Here is a 19,677-nt window from a genome sequence, read left to right as displayed (position 1 = left end):
AAAGAATGTTAGATAACACCCGTTTACGCATAGCTATGCAGAAATCAGGTCGTTTAAGCGATGATTCACGCGAATTGCTGGCCCGTTGCGGCATTAAAATTAATCTTCACACCCAGCGCCTGATCGCGATGGCTGAGAATATGCCGATCGATATTCTGCGCGTGCGTGATGACGATATCCCGGGTCTGGTGATGGACGGCGTCGTAGATCTCGGCATCATCGGGGAAAACGTTCTCGAAGAGGAACTACTCAACCGCCGGGCACAGGGTGAAGATCCTCGCTATTTTACCCTGCGTCGTCTGGACTTCGGCGGCTGCCGTCTTTCGCTGGCTACCCCGGTTGATGAAGCTTGGGATGGCCCGGCAGCGCTGAACGGTAAGCGTATCGCTACCTCTTACCCACACCTGCTTAAACGTTATCTTGATCAAAAAGGGGTGTCGTTTAAATCCTGTCTGTTAAACGGCTCTGTAGAAGTCGCTCCCCGCGCAGGTCTGGCTGATGCGATTTGCGATCTGGTGTCAACCGGAGCCACGCTTGAAGCCAACGGTCTGCGTGAAGTGGAAGTGATTTACCGCTCTAAAGCCTGCCTGATTCAGCGCGACGGCGAAATGGCCGAAGCCAAGCAACAACTGATCGACAAACTGCTGACCCGTATTCAGGGGGTTATTCAGGCTCGTGAATCAAAATACATCATGATGCACGCGCCGAGCGAACGTCTGGACGAAGTCATCGCCCTGCTGCCAGGCGCTGAGCGCCCTACCATTCTGCCACTGGCGGGTGACCAGCAGCGCGTAGCCATGCACATGGTCAGCAGCGAAACCCTGTTCTGGGAAACGATGGAAAAACTGAAAGCGCTCGGCGCCAGCTCCATTCTGGTGCTGCCGATTGAGAAGATGATGGAGTGATAGCCATGAGCTTCAATACCCTGATCGACTGGAATAGCTGTAGCCCCGAGCAGCAGCGCGAACTGCTGATGCGCCCGGCGATATCCGCCTCTGAAAGCATCAGCCGTACGGTGGCCGAGATTCTTGAGAACGTCAAAAATAACGGCGACCGGGCGCTGCGTGAATACAGTGCTAAGTTTGACAAAACCGAGGTCGGCGCGCTGCGCGTCACCGAAGAAGAAATTCAGCAAGCCAGTAGCCGCCTGAGCGACGAGTTGAAACAAGCCATGCAGGCGGCGGTGCGTAATATTGATGCGTTCCACACCGCGCAAATTCTGCCGCCAGTGGATATTGAAACTCAGCCTGGCGTGCGCTGCCAGCAGATTACTCGCCCTATCGCCTCCGTAGGCCTGTATATTCCAGGGGGATCGGCACCGCTCTTCTCGACCGTATTAATGCTGGCGACCCCGGCGCGTATCGCCGGCTGCAAAAAAGTGGTGCTCTGCTCACCGCCGCCGATTGCCGATGAAATCCTCTACGCCGCGCAACTGTGTGGCGTAAAAGAGGTGTTCAACGTGGGCGGCGCGCAGGCCATTGCCGCGCTGGCGCTGGGTACCAAATCTATTCCTAAGGTCGATAAAATCTTCGGGCCAGGCAATGCGTATGTGACCGAAGCCAAACGTCAGGTCAGCCAACGTCTTGACGGCGCGGCTATCGACATGCCTGCGGGCCCGTCTGAAGTGCTGGTTATTGCCGACAGCGGCGCGACGCCTGACTTTGTTGCTTCCGACCTGCTCTCTCAGGCCGAACACGGCCCCGACTCGCAGGTTATCCTGCTGACGCCAGACGCTACGCTGGCCGAAGGCGTGGCCAAAGCCGTTGAACGCCAGCTTGCCGAGCTTTCCCGCGCCGACACCGCACGTCAGGCGCTCGCCGCCAGTCGACTGATCGTCGCCAGAGACCTTGAGCAATGCGTGGCCATCTCTAACGCCTACGGCCCGGAGCACCTGATTATTCAGACCCGTAACGCGCGTGAACTGGTTGACGATATCACCAGCGCTGGTTCGGTCTTCCTGGGTGACTGGTCTCCTGAGTCGGCTGGCGACTATGCTTCCGGCACCAACCACGTTCTTCCGACCTACGGCTATACCGCAACCTGCTCAAGCCTTGGGCTGGCTGATTTCCAGAAACGGATGACGGTACAGGAATTAACTCCCCAAGGTTTCTCTGCCCTGGCCTCCACCATTGAAACACTGGCCGCTGCTGAACGACTGACTGCCCACAAAAATGCCGTCACCCTGCGCGTTAACGCCCTGAAGGAGCAAGCATGAGCACTGACAACTTTCTCAGCGTCACTGATTTAGCCCGTAAGAATGTTCGCGAGTTAACGCCCTATCAGTCTGCCCGTCGTCTTGGCGGTAACGGGGACGTGTGGCTCAACGCGAATGAGTACCCAACCGCCGTTGAGTTCCAGCTACGCCAGCAGACGCTGAACCGCTATCCGGAGTGTCAGCCGAAAGCCGTAATTGAGAATTACGCGCAATATGCTGGCGTCAAACCAGAGCAGGTGCTGGTCAGCCGCGGCGCAGATGAAGGGATCGAACTGCTGGTGCGCGCTTTTTGCGAACCCGGTAAAGATGCAATTCTCTACTGTCCGCCGACTTACGGCATGTACAGCGTCAGCGCCGAAACGATTGGCGTTGAATGCCGCACCGTCCCGACCCTGGATAACTGGCAGCTGGATTTACAAGGCATCGCGGACAAGCTTGATGGCGTGAAAGTGGTCTACGTATGCAGCCCCAATAACCCAACCGGCCAGCTGATAAATCCGCAGGACCTACGTTCACTGCTCGAAATGACGCAGGGTAAAGCCATCGTGGTCGCTGATGAGGCCTATATTGAGTTTTGTCCGCAGGCTACGCTGGCAGGCTGGCTGTCTGAGTATCCGCATCTGGCAGTATTACGCACGCTGTCCAAAGCGTTTGCTCTCGCCGGTTTACGCTGCGGATTTACGCTGGCGAATGAAGAGGTTATCAATCTACTGTTAAAGGTGATTGCTCCCTACCCGCTTTCTACCCCGGTAGCGGATATTGCCGCCCAGGCGCTGACGCCACAAGGGATTTCCGCCATGCGCCAACGCGTAGAGCAGATCCTGCAAGAGCGTCAGTATCTGGTGGAGAATCTGAAAACCATTCGCTGTGTAGAGCAGGTTTTCGACTCTGAAACCAACTATGTTCTGGCGCGCTTCACCGCATCAAGCAGCGTATTTAAATCTTTGTGGGATCAGGGCATTATCTTACGAGATCAGAATAAACAACCTTCATTAAGCGGCTGCCTGCGAATTACTGTCGGAACCCGCGAAGAGAGCCAGCGCGTCATTGACGCCTTACGTGCGGAGCAAGTATGAGCCAGAAGTATCTTTTTATTGACCGTGATGGAACCCTGATTTCCGAACCGCCAAGTGACTTTCAGGTCGATCGCTTTGACAAACTCGCCTTCGAGCCGGACGTCGTTCCCGTTTTGCTGAAGCTGCAAAAAGCCGGCTTTAAGCTGGTGATGATTACTAACCAGGATGGACTCGGTACGCAGAGCTTCCCGCAGGCCGATTTTGACGGTCCGCATAACCTGATGATGCAAATTTTCACCTCTCAGGGCGTCGCGTTTGATGAGGTGCTGATCTGCCCGCACCTGCCAGCGGACGCGTGTGATTGCCGTAAGCCAAAAATGAAACTGGTTGAGCAGTATCTGGTTGAACAGGCCATGGATGTGGCAAACAGCTACGTCATTGGTGATCGGGCGACCGATATTCAGCTCGCAGAAAACATGGGCATTAGCGGATTACGCTACCACCGTGACACCCTGAACTGGGCGATGATCGGCGAACAGTTGACCAAAAGAGACCGCTACGCGCACGTTGAGCGCAATACCAAAGAGACGCAGATTGACGTCAAAGTCTGGCTGGACCGCGAAGGCCGTAGCAAAATCAATACCGGCGTTGGCTTCTTTGACCACATGCTGGATCAAATCGCCACCCACGGCGGTTTTCGCATGGAGATTGCCGTCAAAGGCGATCTGTATATTGACGATCACCACACCGTTGAAGATACCGGTCTGGCGCTGGGTGAAGCCTTAAAGCTGGCATTAGGCGATAAACGCGGTATCAACCGTTTTGGTTTTGTGCTGCCGATGGACGAGTGCCTGGCACGTTGCGCGCTGGATATCTCGGGGCGTCCGCACCTGGAATACCGCGCGGAGTTTACCTACCAGCGCGTTGGCGATCTGAGCACAGAGATGATTGAACACTTCTTCCGTTCACTCTCTTACACCATGGGTGTCACCTTGCACCTGAAAACCAAAGGGAAAAATGACCACCACCGTGTGGAGAGCCTGTTTAAAGCCTTTGGTCGTACGCTGCGCCAGGCTATTCGCGTAGAAGGCGATACGCTGCCCTCCTCAAAAGGAGTGCTGTAATGAACGTGGTGATCCTTGATACCGGCTGCGCCAATCTGCACTCGGTGAAATCCGCCGTCGCGCGCCATGGATACGACCCGGTTGTCAGCCGTGACCCGGACGTGGTGCTGCGTGCCGATAAACTGTTTCTGCCGGGCGTCGGTACCTCCCAGGCGGCTATGGACCAGTTGCACGAGCGTGAACTGATTGAACTGATTAAAGCCTGTACGCAACCGGTACTGGGGATCTGCTTAGGCATGCAACTACTTGGCCGCCGCAGCGAAGAGAGTAACGGTGTCTCTCTGCTGGGCATTATTGAGCAGGACGTTCCGAAGATGACCGATTTCGGTCTGCCGCTGCCGCATATGGGCTGGAATCGCGTCTATCCGCAGGCGGGAAATCGTCTGTTCCAGGGCATTGAAGATGGCGCATATTTCTACTTTGTACACAGCTATGCTATGCCGGTGAACCCGTGGACCATCGCCCAGTGCCACTACGGCGAACCATTTACCGCGGCAGTACAAAAGGACAATTTCTTTGGCGTGCAGTTTCACCCTGAACGCTCGGGCGCGGCTGGGGCGCAGTTGCTGAAAAACTTTCTGGAGATGTAATGATTATTCCGGCATTAGATTTAATCGACGGCACGGTGGTGCGTCTTCATCAGGGCGATTACGCAACGCAACGTGATTATGGCAACGATCCTCTCCCCCGTTTACAGGATTATGCAGCTCAGGGTGCCGAAGTACTGCACCTGGTTGATTTAACTGGCGCGAAAGACCCGGCGCAGCGGCAGATCCCGCTGATTAAAACGCTGGTCGCTGGTGTCAATGTTCCGGTACAGGTTGGCGGTGGCGTGCGTACTGAATCGGACGTTGCGGCGCTGCTTGACGCAGGCGTGGCGCGCGTGGTGGTAGGTTCGACGGCAGTAAAATCCCCCGAAGTAGTCAAGGGCTGGTTTGCCCGTTTTGGCGCCGACGCGCTGGTGCTGGCGCTGGACGTTCGTATTGACGAGCGCGGTAATAAACAGGTAGCGGTTAGCGGCTGGCAGGAAGATTCCGGGGTTTCTCTGGAAGAACTGGTTGAGACCTATCTCCCCGTCGGCCTGAAACACGTGCTGTGCACCGATATCTCCCGCGACGGTACGCTGGCTGGCTCAAACGTCGCGCTTTATGAAGAAGTGTGCGCCAAATATCCGCAGGTAGCATTCCAGTCATCTGGCGGCATTGGCGGGATCGAGGACGTAGCAGCCCTGCGTGGAACTGGGGTTGGCGGCGTGATCGTCGGACGCGCCCTGCTGGAAGGTAAGTTCACCGTTGAGGAGGCCATTCAATGCTGGCAAAACGCATAATTCCTTGTCTGGACGTTCGTGATGGACAGGTGGTAAAAGGCGTCCAGTTTCGCAATCACGAGATTATTGGCGACATTGTCCCGCTGGCAAAACGCTATGCCGATGAAGGCGCAGATGAACTGGTGTTCTACGATATCACCGCCTCCAGCGATGGCCGCGTAGTGGATAAAAGCTGGGTATCTCGCGTGGCGGAAGTGATCGATATTCCGTTCTGCGTTGCCGGTGGTATTAAATCCATCGACGATGCGGCGCGCATCCTCTCCTTCGGGGCGGATAAAATCTCTATCAACTCCCCGGCGCTGGCCGAACCGGAGCTTATCACCCGCCTGGCGGACCGCTTCGGCGTGCAGTGTATCGTGGTAGGCATTGATACCTGGTATGACGCCGAAACCGGCAAATATCATGTTAACCAATATACCGGGGATGAAAGCCGTACCCGCATCACGCAGTGGGAAACGCTGGACTGGGTGCAGGAAGTGCAAAAACGCGGCGCGGGCGAAATCGTCCTGAACATGATGAACCAGGACGGTGTACGCAACGGCTACGATCTGGAGCAACTGAAAAAAGTGCGCGACGTGTGCCACGTACCGCTGATTGCCTCCGGCGGCGCGGGCAGCATGGAACACTTCCTTGAAGCCTTCCGGGACGCCGACGTTGACGGCGCGCTTGCCGCCTCCGTCTTTCACAAGCAAATTATTAATATTGGCGAATTAAAAGCGTTCCTGGCAACACAGGGCGTGGAGATCAGGATATGTTAACGAAGCAACAATGCCGCGAGCTGGACTGGGAAAAAACCGACGGACTGATGCCAGTCATCGTGCAGCATGCGGTTTCCGGTGAGGTACTAATGCTGGGTTATATGAGCCCGGAAGCACTGGATAAAACGCTTGAAAGCGGCAAAGTGACCTTTTTCTCGCGGACCAAACAGCGCCTGTGGACCAAGGGTGAAACCTCCGGTCACTTCCTGAACGTGGTGAGCATCGCGCCCGACTGCGACAACGACACCCTGCTGGTGCTGGTTAACCCGATTGGCCCGACCTGCCATAAAGGCACCTCAAGCTGCTTTGGCGATGCCAGCCACCAGTGGCTGTTCCTGTATCAACTGGAGCAACTACTGGCCGAACGTAAAACCGCTGACCCGGCAAGTTCCTACACTGCGAAGCTGTATGCCAGCGGCACCAAACGCATTGCGCAAAAAGTGGGTGAAGAAGGCGTAGAAACCGCGCTGGCCGCAACCGTGAACGATCATTTCGAACTGACCAATGAAGCCTCTGATCTGATGTATCACCTGCTGGTTCTGCTGCAGGACCAGGACCTCGACCTGACGACGGTGATTGAGAATTTACGCAAAAGACATCAGTAATCCCCTTCCCCAACCCGGACATCGCGCCGGGTTTTCTTTAGTCTTCCTTTCGATAACCTAAATGACAGATTGCGATGTTAGACTGAAGCAGGCGCGTCTGGGCCCGTTTTGTGAAAATGAATCTCGACGATAACGCCGACATGGCTGCGTTGTCCGCCGAAGCACAGTTCGATCGCGTCATCCATCTTGCGGCACAAGCCGACGTACGTTATTCATTGGAGAATCCCCACGCCTAAGCACAGGCAACCCTCGTAGGTCACTTCAACATCCAGGAAGGCTGTCGACAACACCATTATTTGGCTGGGATCTCAAAAAAGCATGGAACTAAAACGGGTCTATTTACAGAATCGCGAGTTTTATAAGGCTTAAAAAAGAAGCCCTAATGAGGGCTTTTTCTATCGTAGCCCGGCCAAGCGAAGCGTCGCCGGGAACGGTACAAAAACTAACGTTTAATCATTACCAAACAGATCACGGGTATACACTTTATCTTCCACGTCCGCCAGCTCTTCCGCCATGCGGTTGGAGATAATCACGTCTGCTTCCTGCTTAAAGGCTTCGAAGTCGCGCACTACGCGGGAGTTAAAAAACTCATCTTCCTGCATCACCGGTTCATAAATGATTATCGTGATACCCTTGGCCTTAATACGCTTCATGATCCCTTGAATGGAGGACGCGCGGAAATTATCCGAACCCGACTTCATAATCAGGCGATAAACTCCCACCACCTTTGGCTTGCGCGCGAGAATAGATTCGGCAATAAAGTCTTTACGAGTACGATTAGCATCGACGATAGCACCGATTATGTTATTCGGCACCAATTCATAGTTGGCCAGCAGTTGCTTGGTATCCTTCGGAAGACAGTAGCCGCCGTAGCCAAATGACGGGTTGTTGTAGTGGTTGCCAATACGCGGATCCAGGCATACCCCCTCAATAATCTGTCGTGAGTTCAGGCCCAGAGTCTCGGCGTAGCTGTCCAGCTCATTAAAGTAGGCCACGCGCAGCGCCAGATAGGTATTGGCGAATAGCTTGATAGCTTCGGCTTCGGTCGAGTCGGTAAATAGGGTCGGAATATCTTTCTTAAGTGCCCCTTCCTGTAGCAGAGCAGCAAAACGCTCGGCGCGTTCTGAACGCTCGCCAATGACAATACGAGATGGGTGCAAGTTGTCGTATAGTGCTTTACCCTCACGCAGGAATTCTGGGGAAAAGAAAATATTGCTGATACCCAGTTTTTCTTTAATAGAATTAGTAAAACCTACCGGGATGGTAGACTTAATTACCATTACTGCATCTGGATTAATTGCAACCACGTCGCGAATAACAGCCTCGACACTTGAGGTATTAAAGTAATTAGTCTTTGGATCATAATCTGTTGGTGTCGCGATAATAACGTAGTCCGCATCGCAGTAGGCATCATACTTATCAGTCGTTGCACGAAAATTTAGCGACTTGGTCGTCAAATACTCTTCGATCTCTTTATCCACAATCGGCGATTGTTTCTGATTTAGCATCTCAACTTTCGTCTGGATGATATCCAGGGCGACCACCTCGTGGTTCTGAGCAATCAGAATACCATTTGACAGGCCAACATATCCGGTACCAGAAATGGTGATTTTCATTTCATTATCTCAGTGTTAACTTTTGCTCATCATGTTTGTATCATCATGACATGTATTAAAAGTTGTAACGTCTGAGTTGATGAAGTGTCAATGAAAGACAGCACAATTCAGATTTACTTCATTACTATAGACCTCAATTATTAAGTTAATATTAAGGAAAAAATTAAAATCAATAAGAATTTAGGCAAAAAAAACCCAGACACTTAGGTCCGGGCTTATAAAAACACAAGTTAATACTTAGCAATCGTGCTGAAAGAGTAATGAACTTACATATCTAAATTGACATCTACTTTAGACGTAGTCGTCCACTAGTCAAAAAAACATAAACTGGAAATTTGCATAGAAAGTTAAAGGTGTAACTATAATTTTCGCTATGATAGGCAACATTCCAAATTGCAGGGCGATGAAATCAATGAGTAGTGATGCATAGATTATAGTTTTACTCCATATTTAAAACATTTGTTGGACATAATTAAACTATCAATATCCCCCAAAGCGTTGTGTACTCGCAATCCGGAATCTTCCAGCATTTTATTATTTAAGGCGATCATGCGTAAAGACTCGATTATCAATCACGATAAATCCGGTTGCCGCCGGCGAACAACAAGGTATTTCTGATACTAAATAGGTGTCTCTGAAGGTAGTTAAGATAGGGTGGTCTATGTGTAAGTATCCCGCATAATCGTGCCATTCACATTTAGAGCTCATCCGGCATAATCAATCTGCCAACGAAGGAGATCTCTATGCGTAAAGCCCGTTTTACTGAGCATCAGATCATCGCAATGATTAAGTCGGTTGAAGCCGGACGAACTGTTAAAGATGTCTGCCGGGAGGCCGGTATCTCTGAAGCCACCTACTACAACTGGAAGTCCAGATACGGCGGCATGGAGGCTTCTGATATTAAAAAGATCAAGGATCTTGAGGACGAGAACCGACGTCTCAAACAGATGTTTGCCGACCTGAGCCTTGAGAACCGGGCGCTGAAAGACGTTATCGAAAAAAAGCTTTAAAACCAGCCTTTAAGCGTGAGCTGGTCACTCATCTGATAACGACATTTGGACTCAGTATCCGTCAGGCCTGCCGGAGTCTTAACCTGAGCAGAACGGTTTACCATTACCGTCCGGATACCACGCGTGACGAACCCGTTATTGTCGCGTTGCAGGCAGTGGCAGAGCGATACCCACGATACGGTTTTCCGAAACTTTTTCAGGTTCTGAGGCGGCAGGGACACCCGTGGAATCACAAAAGGATCCACCGTATTTACTGTCTGCTGAAGCTGAACTTTCGTCGTAAGGGCAAACAGCGGTTGCCGGTGCGTAATCCCTCGCCACTGGCCACGCCTTAAGCGCAGAACCAGAGCTGGTCTGTCGATTTTATGCTTGATGCCCTGGTCTGTGGCCGTTGTTTTCGCACGTTCAATGTTGTTGATGACTTTAACCGTGAGGCGTTGTCGATTGAAATCGATCTGAATCTGCCAGCTCTGCGCGTGGTCCGTGTACTCGACAGGATTGCGGCAAATCGCGGCTATCCGGTCATGCTGCGCATGGATAATGGTCCGGAATTTATCTCTCTGGCACTGGCTGAATGGGCAGAGAAACATGCAGTAAAACTGGAGTTTATCCAGCCAGGTAAGCCTACGCAGAACGCTTTCATTGAGCGCTTTAACCGGACATACCGTACAGAAATACTCGATTTTTATCTGTTCAGAACGCTGAATGAAGTGCGGGAAATCACGGAGAAATGGTTGTCAGAATATAACTGTGAACGCCCGCATGAATCACTGAACAATATGACACCGGAGGAATACCGACAGCACCATTATTTGGCCGGGATCTCAAAAAATGCATGGAACTAAAACGGGTCTATTTACACAGTGCATTCAAAAATGCCTGGTACCCAACTACAACTGTATACAGGGCCTGTTAATTGAAGGCCCTGCATAAACATTAGTTATTTTTTGTGTCTTTTAAACGATTTTTTGCGTCATCAATCGCTATTCTCCTTACCAATCGAGTAAAAAGCTCCATCCGTTCCTTCTCTCGAATACGAATAACAAGAAATTCAAATAAAACGAAAGTAAGGAAAATATATAATAATAGGTCCGCACCACGACCAACACCAATCCAATTTGCAACTGCTGTCAAATTTTCTGGAAACCATACGAAATAAAGACCAGTAAGGCAGACTAATGTCAGAACCAATGCAAAAAACCTAACTCGCCCCATTCTAAGCCAACAAAAAAACGAGAGGAATAAAAAACACAAAGTCAACAATATTTGAACAATCATTTGTGTAAACGCTCCAAAAGTAATTCAATTAATATATTGATAGAATTGGTGATTTTTTGCCCCTTAGCTATTGAATACTCAGTATAAGTAATTGTTACAGGCATTTCAGCCACTCTAAGTTTATGATTTGCGATCTCATCCAATATCTCGGAGGCATGAGCCATTCTATTTTGTTTGATTTCAATCTTTTTAGCTGCCGATAATGTTAAACAACGAAAGCCATTATGCGCATCAGTTACTTTTAATCCAGTCGTGAGCCTGGTGAATAAGACAGCGGCTTTCAAAACTAGCCGTTTTTTTGCTGGCATATTTTCGGTATGTCCCAAAAATCGGCTACCAATAACAATATCAATACCAGGCTCCGATGCTTTCTGAACTAGTGGAGCAATATCCTCTACATGATGTTGACCGTCTGCATCGAAGGTAACAATATATTCAGCGCCAATTTCTACACAAAATTGAATTCCTGTAGCTAGGGCTGCTCCTTGTCCTAAATTAACAGGATGTGTAATAACTAATGCCCCTGCAGAACTTGCCTCTTCACCTGTATTGTCCGAACTGCCATCATCGACAACGACAACATTAGGCCACTCTAACTTTAGATTCTCTATTACTTTTCTTATGACTACACATTCGTTATAGGCTGCTATAACGATCCAAGTATTTTTAATCATCACTAACCTCGAGTTGCAATTATCACACCAAAAACTATTATAGCGCCACCAACAAAAGTTGTAAGGCGTAGGGGCTCTTTAAAAATTACGTAATCAAGGATAGGTACAATAATAAATCCTAACGCAAACATTGGGTATGCTAATCCCAGAGATATCTTCCTTAGAATCATTACCCAAAGTAATGTTGAACCACCATAAACAGCTACGGCACAATAAAACCATGGATTAAATATTAGCCCAAATATATCCGCAGGTATAGCAATAATGGTTGAGGCTGTTTTTTTTAGCAACAGGTTACCGATAGCAAGACCAGTTACACATGACAGAAGTATGAGATACATTAACGCCGACATTCATCCCACCGATTTTAGTAAAGTTCGTTTCGATTGATTTTCTTGCCCTGTTGAAATCAAGAACAAATAAAATGTGACAAGGACAACAGGCCACATATAACGATAGTCCTGCGAACCTGACAGAATTAGCCATGAACCTGCATTCAGAATTGCAGGAGAAAATATCAAAATAGTTGCACCTCCAAATTTAAAAAAAATCAGCGTTGAAAAGAATAATCCAGCCAACAAATAACCCGCTGGCCGTATCCATTCTGCATAGTATGAAAGGATAGATTCTGTTATATTTCTGATACAATCAGAAATAAAGGGAAGTTTAGGTTTCATATGTAACCCCAACTCATTAGCCACAGGCATTGCGGTAATTTCCATAGGTGATATTGGAAAATATTCGTTAAGATTTTGTTTAATTCGCCAAACCATACCTGTTACACAAAGTTGGTGCTCAATAAATATCTGAGGATGATTAACGATACTTTTTAATGCTAATTTATTAATAGCTTTAGAATTACTCGATAAATATTCCCAAGAAATATTTTTATTCCAAAACAATGGGACTACAGAATCACATCTGTAGCCTTCTTTCCACGCTTTTTCAGGAAGTATTTTCTCCACTATGTCTCGCTCAGAAGAGCTCCATGATATATTTGCTTTTTCCATCGCGCCTATAATATGTAAACCATAAATGGCTTTGTATTGACCACCGATACCTGAAGAATGAAGCGCGCTTATGAGGATTGTTTTTGCCAAAATAAATACAAAAACCTGAAAGAGCAATAAAGAAAGAGTTACAATTTTCCCTGTTTTTTCCTTCACAAAAAATAACATTAAGAGAAAGAAAGGAATAATAATAATAATACCATTGTGTCGTGTCCCAAATACCAAAACACCAAAAAAAACAAATCCAAAACAAATGGATTTATTAAATTTAAAATCTTTCCTTATTAGATAAGAAGTTAAAATGGATATACCCAAAATACCTATTGAAAATGGTATGTCCTTCCATAGTGTAGATATTAAAAGAAATGTTGGCAGGTAAATCGGGAACAATACACTTGCAGCCAAAACAACATAACGGTTAACAAGCCAGTTTTTAGATTCACTAAGAGCCCAGCCCCACGTTATTGCCAACAGCAAGGACATAACCAGCACACACCATTGAGGCCCTGGTAGCACATGATTAATCCCAGAGTACATTAGTGTTGATATTACTGGGTGAGAGTCACTATATGTACCTTGAGTTATTTGCTCCCATTGTGCTAAGGAGTCTGGAGACATCTGAGCAGGCCAGAAAGTTAATACGGAAACTGTATATACCAATATTGAAGGAATTGAATAGAAGAAAACCTCCTTTATTTTAACATTAGGTTTCGAATTTATTTTATAAAGGTTATTTCCATTACGAAAGGTTAGAATTAAAAAGAAAAAAAAGAATGTAAAAGCACCTAAAAAATATAACAACCCTTTTGATAAGGTCTCTTTATAATCAACTTGCACACTAGGAAAATCATTTAGCCTCAAAACTAATTGTTTTCCTTCAGGCGAATATAAATCATACCGGTAGTCTACCCCATCTATTCGTACATTTACAATTCCAGAATAAGGAGTCATCGAAAAAATCAATTCAGAGAATTTATTAAACTTAAGATGTGAAACAATCTTTGCTGGTTGATCTTTATAAGAAAGAAGTTGTTTTTCACGAATATCCCACTTCGATACATCATTTTTGGAGTCGGTGAGGAATAAACTACTGGATTGCTTATCAATCCATACTTCACTTGCTGCCGCTCTCTCATTCTTCTCACCAGTTGCAGTTATAATAACTTCATTAGAAAATTTCAGAACAGGATAAACAGGCAGTAAAAATAAAAAAATAAAGGAAAACACTGTCGATACCATACAACATTTTTTCCATTGAATCTGAGTATTACTTTGTCGTATAGCTCGAATTATCTCGAAATTTAACATATCGAACCCACATGATTAAATTATAAATATCTATAATTCATAAATACAAATTAACGAATTTAATAAAAAAACAGAGCAGATCAACTGCTCTGTTTAAAAGAATATCAATTAGAACTGGAATCAGATAAAAATATATACTGTACTAAGCCTCTCAATCCAGCCATTCTGTATGGAACACGCCTTCTTTATCTGTACGTTTATAGGTGTGAGCCCCAAAATAATCGCGCTGCGCCTGAATTAGGTTCGCCGGTAGTACCGCTGCACGGTAGCTGTCATAGTAAGCAACAGCTGCGCTAAACGTCGGTACAGGGATACCATTCTGCACTGCGTAGGCTACAACATCACGCAGTGCCTGCTGGTATTCATCAGCAATATTCTTGAAGTATGGGTCCAGAAGCAGGTTCGCGATCTTATCATTATTAGCATAAGCGTCAGTGATTTTTTGCAAGAACTGTGCACGTATGATACAGCCAGCACGGAAAATCTTTGCGATCTCACCGTATTGCAGATCCCACTTATATTCATCAGAAGCAGCTCGCAATTGCGAGAATCCTTGTGCATAAGACACAATTTTCCCCAGATATAATGCACGACGTACTTTCTCAATAAATTCTACTTTGTCACTTGCAAGCTGAGCTTTAGGTCCAGTCAAGACCTTAGAAGCCGCTACGCGTTGGTCTTTCAGGGAAGAGATGTAGCGAGCGAATACGGACTCGGTGATCAGAGATAGCGGTTCGCCCAAGTCCAGAGAGCTCTGACTGGTCCATTTACCGGTGCCTTTGTTGGCAGCTTCATCGAGGATCACATCGACAAGATATTTACCCTCTTCATCTTTCTTGGTGAAAATGTCTTTGGTGATGTCAATCAGGTAGCTGCTCAGCTCGCCTTCGTTCCACTCGGTGAAAGTGGTAGCCAGCTCTTCGTTAGACAAGTTCAGACCACCTTTTAGCAAAGAATAAGCTTCTGCAATCAGTTGCATGTCGCCGTACTCAATACCATTGTGGACCATTTTCACGTAATGACCTGCACCATCAGCGCCGATATAGGTCACGCACGGTTCGCCATCTTCAGCAATGGCCGCGATTTTGGTCAATATTGGAGCAACTAACTCATACGCTTCTTTCTGACCGCCAGGCATAATAGACGGACCTTTCAGCGCCCCCTCTTCACCACCGGATACGCCGGTGCCGATGAAATTGAAACCTTCGGCAGACAGCTCCCGGTTACGGCGAATAGTATCCATGAAGAAAGTATTGCCGCCATCAATGATGATGTCCCCTTTTTCCAGGTACGGCTTCAGGGAATCAATGGCAGCATCCGTACCCGCACCCGCCTTCACCATTAACAGGATACGACGAGGAGTTTCAAGTGATTCCACAAACTCTTTTACCGTGTAGTAAGGAACCAGTTTCTTATCCGGATTCTCAGCAATCACTTCTTCGGTCTTTTCACGGGAGCGGTTGAATACTGAAACGGTATAACCACGGCTTTCAATGTTGAGCGCCAGGTTGCGCCCCATTACTGCCATACCGACGACGCCGATCTGTTGCTTAGACATTACATACTCCTGTCAGGTGTAGATACCACGAGCTTGTTAAGTTGCGATAATGATAAAAAAACTAGGACCAGGGATCAAATGATATCTTGATCACATTTTATTGCTTATCTCGCTGTGCTTTTTAGATTCTAGTACTTTGTCGAAAAAAGTCCGAAAGTTCTCAGACTTAACTTTCCAATCCCATTTTTTTATTTGTTGCAAATTTTCTGAAGATAGACATTTTACCACTGAATTACGCTTATGATAAAAATCTCTAAGTTTATCTATCAAAGTATCCTTGCTTCTAACTGGTAAAATCCATTCTTTTTGCATCTCACCAAAAGCATCTTTGACCACACCAACATCAGTACTTATCACGGGAACGCCACATGCCATAGACTCAAGGACAGGGTTTGGTGTGCCTTCAATTTTTGAAGGACAGACATATACATCAATTTGGCTATAATATTTTACCATTTCATCATGAGGAATAAATCCGAGTTGACGATCGGCAAGGACTAATTCAATATTTAATCCTTCTGATTGTAATTGCTCAACTGCAGGCTTTAATAAAGAATGGTAACCTTTGAAATCCTCTAACTCTCCCGCCCATTTAGAATTCCCAGCCCAACCTACGCGCAAGGCCCTCGATTCTATATTATCAAAACGTTCAAGATTAATTGGATAAAATAGTTTTAAATTAACCCCATCTTCCGCAAGAACTGATGGCTTAGGATACTCAACTATGGATGAGTAGATGTCATATAGTTTTGATGAACTAACCGTATAAGCAGTTATTAAATCGTTATAAAATGTCTTTCTTAATTTTATAGCTTGCTCATCCAGGAATAAATGATCATAAACGCTACTGGTTATTATTCTTCCATCCAAGAACTCTTTTTTAAAGCTGAGCTCATCAAATCCGATAGTCCGGTTATAGTTTATATAATATTCATCATATATAAGTCTAAGCGATTCACGCCAGAAGAAATGTGTTATATCATAATTTCTAGTCATCATAATAACCTGACTGATATTATCAACAATTTCAGTTGGTATTATTGTAAAGTCATATGAATCTGACAGATAATTGACTATTTGATTTGCAATATTTGAGAATGCCCAGTTTTCAGTATCAATAATCAATGCAATTTTCGGTTTTGACACAGATAAATCATAAGTCGCGCCTTTTTTATTGTCATCGAATTGGGACAAATTATCATTATGCTGAGTTGTCAGTTCAAAACTACGTTGCTTCTCTTCCAACCAATCATCAACTGGAGCTGACCAGAAAACCATTCCCCATTTGTTTTCAAGATAATCCGCGGATTCTTTTAAGATACTTCGCGTGAAGCGAATTTTCTCATAATCTTTATCTTTGTTAGAACTAGGCTTCGGGTGATCATGGATTAAAGAAATTGCACCACATGTACCAACTTTCATTCCTGACTGGTAAAGACGGATCGATAAATCAATGTCTTCAAACCCAATAAACATATTTTCGTCATACTTCCCTAAATTTTTCAGGGTCGCGATTTTAATAACACTCGCACCACCAAAAAGAAATGTAGAAAGGAAGCCTTCACCATCATATGTAATTGTTTTTTCCTGAATACATGCACTTCCTGCACCAACATGCACCGAATCATCATCAATATCGAGGAAAACATTCCCTCCATTTGCGAATAATGTTTCTCCGTCAGAATCAAGCAATGGCATATTGATAAAATGACAACCAAGTCTTGAAATATCTTTTTGCAATCTCGGAAGTGGATTATTTATGAAATAAATATCATTATCGAGAAACATTGCCCATTCTGTTTTTATATGCTCTAAAGTTTTGTTTCTTCCACCACTTACGCCAAAATTATTACCAAGCTCGACAACTCTAATATTTAACGGGATCCTATCACTTAAATTTTGTAAAATTGAAAGTTCTTCTACTGTGCTGCCATTATCAACAATCAGAATATCACCTTTAAAATAAGGTATATGCTGATATATAGAATTAACAAGTTTTTCAGTAAGAAAAACTCTGCTCATCGATAAACATGTTATTGTTAGGTTAGAACCATCACTACCAATGTTCGGACCTAAGGAACTCCCACCATTAGTATCAAGTAAAGCATGAAGATCTGAATACACATACTCAGTTGACTTTAACCCAGGCAATAATTTTAAACGTGCAGACATATTTTATTTCCTGATAAAACGCACAATTTTTAGTATAATTTTTTTCAAAAAACCCGGAAGAAGAGCAGAGAGCCTTAAATATCGATAATATGGGATTTCCATTTGCGAAATTCTTTCCATCAATAATGAATTTTTAGTTGCTAGATCCCCATGCAACGAAATTAAATCGGCGTTTTCTAATTCTAAATTATTTTTTGCATTTGTTACGTCATGATACATCGCGATTTGTTTGGCGAGTTGTTGTTGCAATTCGGAAATATTCTTACGCAGTGTAACATTTTCAATTTTTAATGCAGATAATAAAAGATTTGATTTTCTCAAATTCATTGTTAATTGTTTCATATCTTTTTTTAATATTGATATGGCTTTTTTATTTTCCGCCTGATCTTCACGAAGTACAGAACTTACATTTGACTCAAATTCTTCTGTCATGCGCGAATAAGCATCCATACTTATTGGAAAAGTACTGTTGCTAAAGTTTGTTTCAGGCGCATTCCATAAGCCCACAAAGAAACTACAATTATTTTCATTAACAGCGTCAATCTCTGTGTTTAAAACATTAATTGAATTTTCTGACTCGCTTATTTCCATCCATGAAGAACCTATCTTTTCAAGACCTCGATTGTTAGCAGAGACTGTGCCGAATCCAAAAACAGAACCACCATATGCCCATTGGACATTATTACCCAAAACCCCTGTACTAAGCTCTTTGAATTCTTGAAAAGTATACTTTCGTACATGATAAGGATTAGATTGTTCATTATTTGGATAGTACCAATAATCGTTAGGGCAAGTTATATAGAAAATCGCATTTTCTTTAGCAGTTTTTTTGATAGAACTAAGAAAGACGTCAGGGGTATTGATGTGTTCTATTGTCTCAATTGAAACAACTATATCAAAAAAGTCTTCGCCATAACGCTCTGAGATGGTATTTGCATCACTTACAATATATTCTACATCATATTTCCCAAAAAGTTTCTTTGCACGCTCGATTGACTCTTCAGAGATGTCCACCCCCACAACTCGTTTAGCTCCTGCTTTCATTAATAGTGCTGAGCCATATCCCTCACCACAGGCAATGTCCAGAACTACTTTATCTTTAACAAGATGTAAGATATTAGCATATCTGGCACAATGAATAGCCGATTCTTGTAAAGAGTGAGCAGGTTTTTCACTCAAATTTAATCTTTCCATAATCTTCCGGTGATGCTGCCAACTTACTGATTTAGTGTATGATGGTGTTTTTGAGGTGCTCCAGTGGCTTCTGTTTCTATCAGCTGTCCCTCCTGTTCAGCTACTGACGGGGTGGTGCGTAACGGCAAAAGCACCGCCGGACATCAGCGCTATCTCTGCTCTCACTGCCGTAAAACATGGCAACTGCAGTTCACTTACACCGCTTCTCAACCCGGTACGCACCAGAAAATCATTGATATGGCCATGAATGGCGTTGGATGCCGGGCAACCGCCCGCATTATGGGCGTTGGCCTCAACACGATTTTCCGCCATTTAAAAAACTCAGGCCGCAGTCGGTAACCTCGCGCATACAGCCGGGCAGTGACGTCATCGTCTGCGCGGAAATGGACGAACAGTGGGGATACGTCGGGGCTAAATCGCGCCAGCGCTGGCTGTTTTACGCGTATGACAGGCTCCGGAAGACGGTTGTGGCGCACGTATTCGGTGAACGCACTCTGGCCACACTGGAGCGTCTTCTGAGCCTGCTGTCGGCCTTTGAGGTCGTGGTATGGATGACGGATGGCTGGCCGCTGTATGAATCCCGCCTGAAGGGAAAGCTGCACGTTATCAGCAAGCGTTACACTCAGCGCATTGAGCGGCATAACCTGAATCTGAGGCAGCACCTGGCAAGGCTGGGACGGAAGTCGCTGTCGTTCTCAAAATCGGTGGAGCTGCATGACAAAGTCATCGGGCATTATCTGAACATAAAACACTATCAATAAGTTGGAGTCATTACCTAATCTTCCTACTAAATTGTGTTTTTTATAAAGTTG

17 protein-coding genes and 2 pseudogenes are annotated in these 19,677 nt (G+C 45.9%); 11 read left to right on the top strand and 8 right to left on the bottom strand.

Features of this window, described 5'->3' with window-relative positions; translation table 11 throughout:
- The first annotated feature begins 5 nt into the window (after positions 1 to 5).
- From hisG to O6D90_RS26320, 9 genes and pseudogenes are all read left to right on the top strand, one after another.
- Positions 6 to 905 carry an ATP phosphoribosyltransferase gene (gene hisG / locus O6D90_RS08755; protein ID WP_003834191.1) on the top strand — a complete coding sequence of 300 codons (900 nt, stop codon included), beginning with the start codon at positions 6 to 8 and terminating at the stop codon, positions 903 to 905.
- Positions 906 to 910: 5 nt separating this feature from the next.
- Complete coding sequence (hisD, locus tag O6D90_RS08750) at positions 911 to 2,215, top strand: histidinol dehydrogenase (protein ID WP_016156892.1); 1,305 nt, start codon at positions 911 to 913, stop codon at positions 2,213 to 2,215.
- Positions 2,212 to 3,291 (top strand): histidinol-phosphate transaminase, encoded by a 1,080-nt coding sequence (gene hisC / locus O6D90_RS08745; protein WP_016156893.1) that lies wholly within the window; start codon positions 2,212 to 2,214, stop codon positions 3,289 to 3,291. The genes hisD and hisC overlap by 4 nt, the downstream gene beginning before the upstream one ends.
- Positions 3,288 to 4,355, top strand: coding sequence for a bifunctional histidinol-phosphatase/imidazoleglycerol-phosphate dehydratase HisB (gene hisB / locus O6D90_RS08740; RefSeq protein ID WP_016156894.1), 1,068 nt, complete (start codon positions 3,288 to 3,290; stop codon positions 4,353 to 4,355). The genes hisC and hisB overlap by 4 nt, the downstream gene beginning before the upstream one ends.
- Positions 4,355 to 4,945 carry an imidazole glycerol phosphate synthase subunit HisH gene (gene hisH / locus O6D90_RS08735; RefSeq protein WP_271143290.1) on the top strand — a complete coding sequence of 197 codons (591 nt, stop codon included), beginning with the start codon at positions 4,355 to 4,357 and terminating at the stop codon, positions 4,943 to 4,945. The genes hisB and hisH overlap by 1 nt, the downstream gene beginning before the upstream one ends.
- On the top strand, positions 4,945 to 5,682 hold the full coding sequence (gene hisA / locus O6D90_RS08730; protein ID WP_016156895.1) for a 1-(5-phosphoribosyl)-5-[(5-phosphoribosylamino)methylideneamino]imidazole-4-carboxamide isomerase: 738 nt from the start codon (positions 4,945 to 4,947) through the stop codon (positions 5,680 to 5,682). Before hisH ends, hisA begins: the two co-directional genes overlap by 1 nt.
- On the top strand, positions 5,664 to 6,440 hold the full coding sequence (hisF, locus tag O6D90_RS08725) for an imidazole glycerol phosphate synthase subunit HisF (RefSeq protein WP_016156896.1): 777 nt from the start codon (positions 5,664 to 5,666) through the stop codon (positions 6,438 to 6,440). The genes hisA and hisF overlap by 19 nt, the downstream gene beginning before the upstream one ends.
- Entirely contained in the window at positions 6,434 to 7,045 is a 612-nt protein-coding gene (gene hisIE / locus O6D90_RS08720; RefSeq protein ID WP_016156897.1) for a bifunctional phosphoribosyl-AMP cyclohydrolase/phosphoribosyl-ATP diphosphatase HisIE, read from the top strand. The genes hisF and hisIE overlap by 7 nt, the downstream gene beginning before the upstream one ends.
- A 107-nt stretch (positions 7,046 to 7,152) precedes the next feature.
- A pseudogene (locus tag O6D90_RS26320) lies at positions 7,153 to 7,368 on the top strand (GDP-mannose 4,6-dehydratase); the annotation flags it as partial.
- Between the two features lie 126 nt (positions 7,369 to 7,494).
- Here the strand turns inward: O6D90_RS26320 and ugd are convergent.
- Positions 7,495 to 8,661: a UDP-glucose 6-dehydrogenase gene (ugd, locus tag O6D90_RS08710; protein ID WP_271143289.1), complete on the bottom strand. Its 1,167-nt coding sequence runs from the start codon at positions 8,659 to 8,661 to the stop codon at positions 7,495 to 7,497.
- 743 nt (positions 8,662 to 9,404) lie between these two features.
- Here ugd and O6D90_RS08705 point away from each other — a divergent pair.
- A pseudogene (locus O6D90_RS08705) lies at positions 9,405 to 10,516 on the top strand (IS3 family transposase).
- Between the two features lie 91 nt (positions 10,517 to 10,607).
- Here O6D90_RS08705 and O6D90_RS26315 read toward each other — a convergent pair.
- The 7 genes from O6D90_RS26315 to O6D90_RS08675 all read right to left on the bottom strand — a co-directional run bounded on the left by O6D90_RS26315 (position 10,608) and on the right by O6D90_RS08675 (position 18,865).
- Positions 10,608 to 10,886 carry a DUF2304 family protein gene (locus O6D90_RS26315; protein WP_423244287.1) on the bottom strand — a complete coding sequence of 93 codons (279 nt, stop codon included), beginning with the start codon at positions 10,884 to 10,886 and terminating at the stop codon, positions 10,608 to 10,610.
- Positions 10,887 to 10,945: 59 nt separating this feature from the next.
- A complete protein-coding gene (locus O6D90_RS08700) occupies positions 10,946 to 11,623 on the bottom strand; it encodes a glycosyltransferase family 2 protein (protein ID WP_016156903.1) in 678 nt (225 codons plus the stop codon).
- A gap of 2 nt (positions 11,624 to 11,625) precedes the next feature.
- On the bottom strand, positions 11,626 to 11,976 hold the full coding sequence (locus tag O6D90_RS08695) for a hypothetical protein (protein WP_016156904.1): 351 nt from the start codon (positions 11,974 to 11,976) through the stop codon (positions 11,626 to 11,628).
- Positions 11,977 to 13,872: a hypothetical protein gene (locus tag O6D90_RS08690; RefSeq protein ID WP_032931662.1), complete on the bottom strand. Its 1,896-nt coding sequence runs from the start codon at positions 13,870 to 13,872 to the stop codon at positions 11,977 to 11,979. It lies immediately after the preceding gene.
- A gap of 220 nt (positions 13,873 to 14,092) precedes the next feature.
- Positions 14,093 to 15,499: an NADP-dependent phosphogluconate dehydrogenase gene (gndA, locus tag O6D90_RS08685; RefSeq protein WP_016156906.1), complete on the bottom strand. Its 1,407-nt coding sequence runs from the start codon at positions 15,497 to 15,499 to the stop codon at positions 14,093 to 14,095.
- A gap of 90 nt (positions 15,500 to 15,589) precedes the next feature.
- Positions 15,590 to 17,671 (bottom strand): glycosyltransferase, encoded by a 2,082-nt coding sequence (locus O6D90_RS08680; RefSeq protein ID WP_016156907.1) that lies wholly within the window; start codon positions 17,669 to 17,671, stop codon positions 15,590 to 15,592.
- Between the two features lie 3 nt (positions 17,672 to 17,674).
- Positions 17,675 to 18,865 carry a class I SAM-dependent methyltransferase gene (locus tag O6D90_RS08675; protein WP_016156908.1) on the bottom strand — a complete coding sequence of 397 codons (1,191 nt, stop codon included), beginning with the start codon at positions 18,863 to 18,865 and terminating at the stop codon, positions 17,675 to 17,677.
- Positions 18,866 to 18,928: 63 nt separating this feature from the next.
- Between O6D90_RS08675 and O6D90_RS08670 the strand changes: the two genes are divergently transcribed.
- A protein-coding gene (locus O6D90_RS08670; protein ID WP_151884388.1) for an IS1 family transposase occupies positions 18,929 to 19,626 on the top strand; the annotation gives its coding sequence in 2 pieces (ribosomal slippage) (positions 18,929 to 19,178 and positions 19,178 to 19,626; 699 coding nt in all).
- Positions 19,627 to 19,677 lie beyond the last annotated feature (51 nt).

This window comes from Citrobacter sp. 21OH12SH02A-Citro (assembly GCF_027919895.1).
Taxonomy (GTDB): domain Bacteria; phylum Pseudomonadota; class Gammaproteobacteria; order Enterobacterales; family Enterobacteriaceae; genus Citrobacter; species Citrobacter braakii.
The sequence above is the reverse complement of the archived record's forward strand: the minus strand, read 5'-3'. Positions and strand labels throughout refer to the sequence as shown.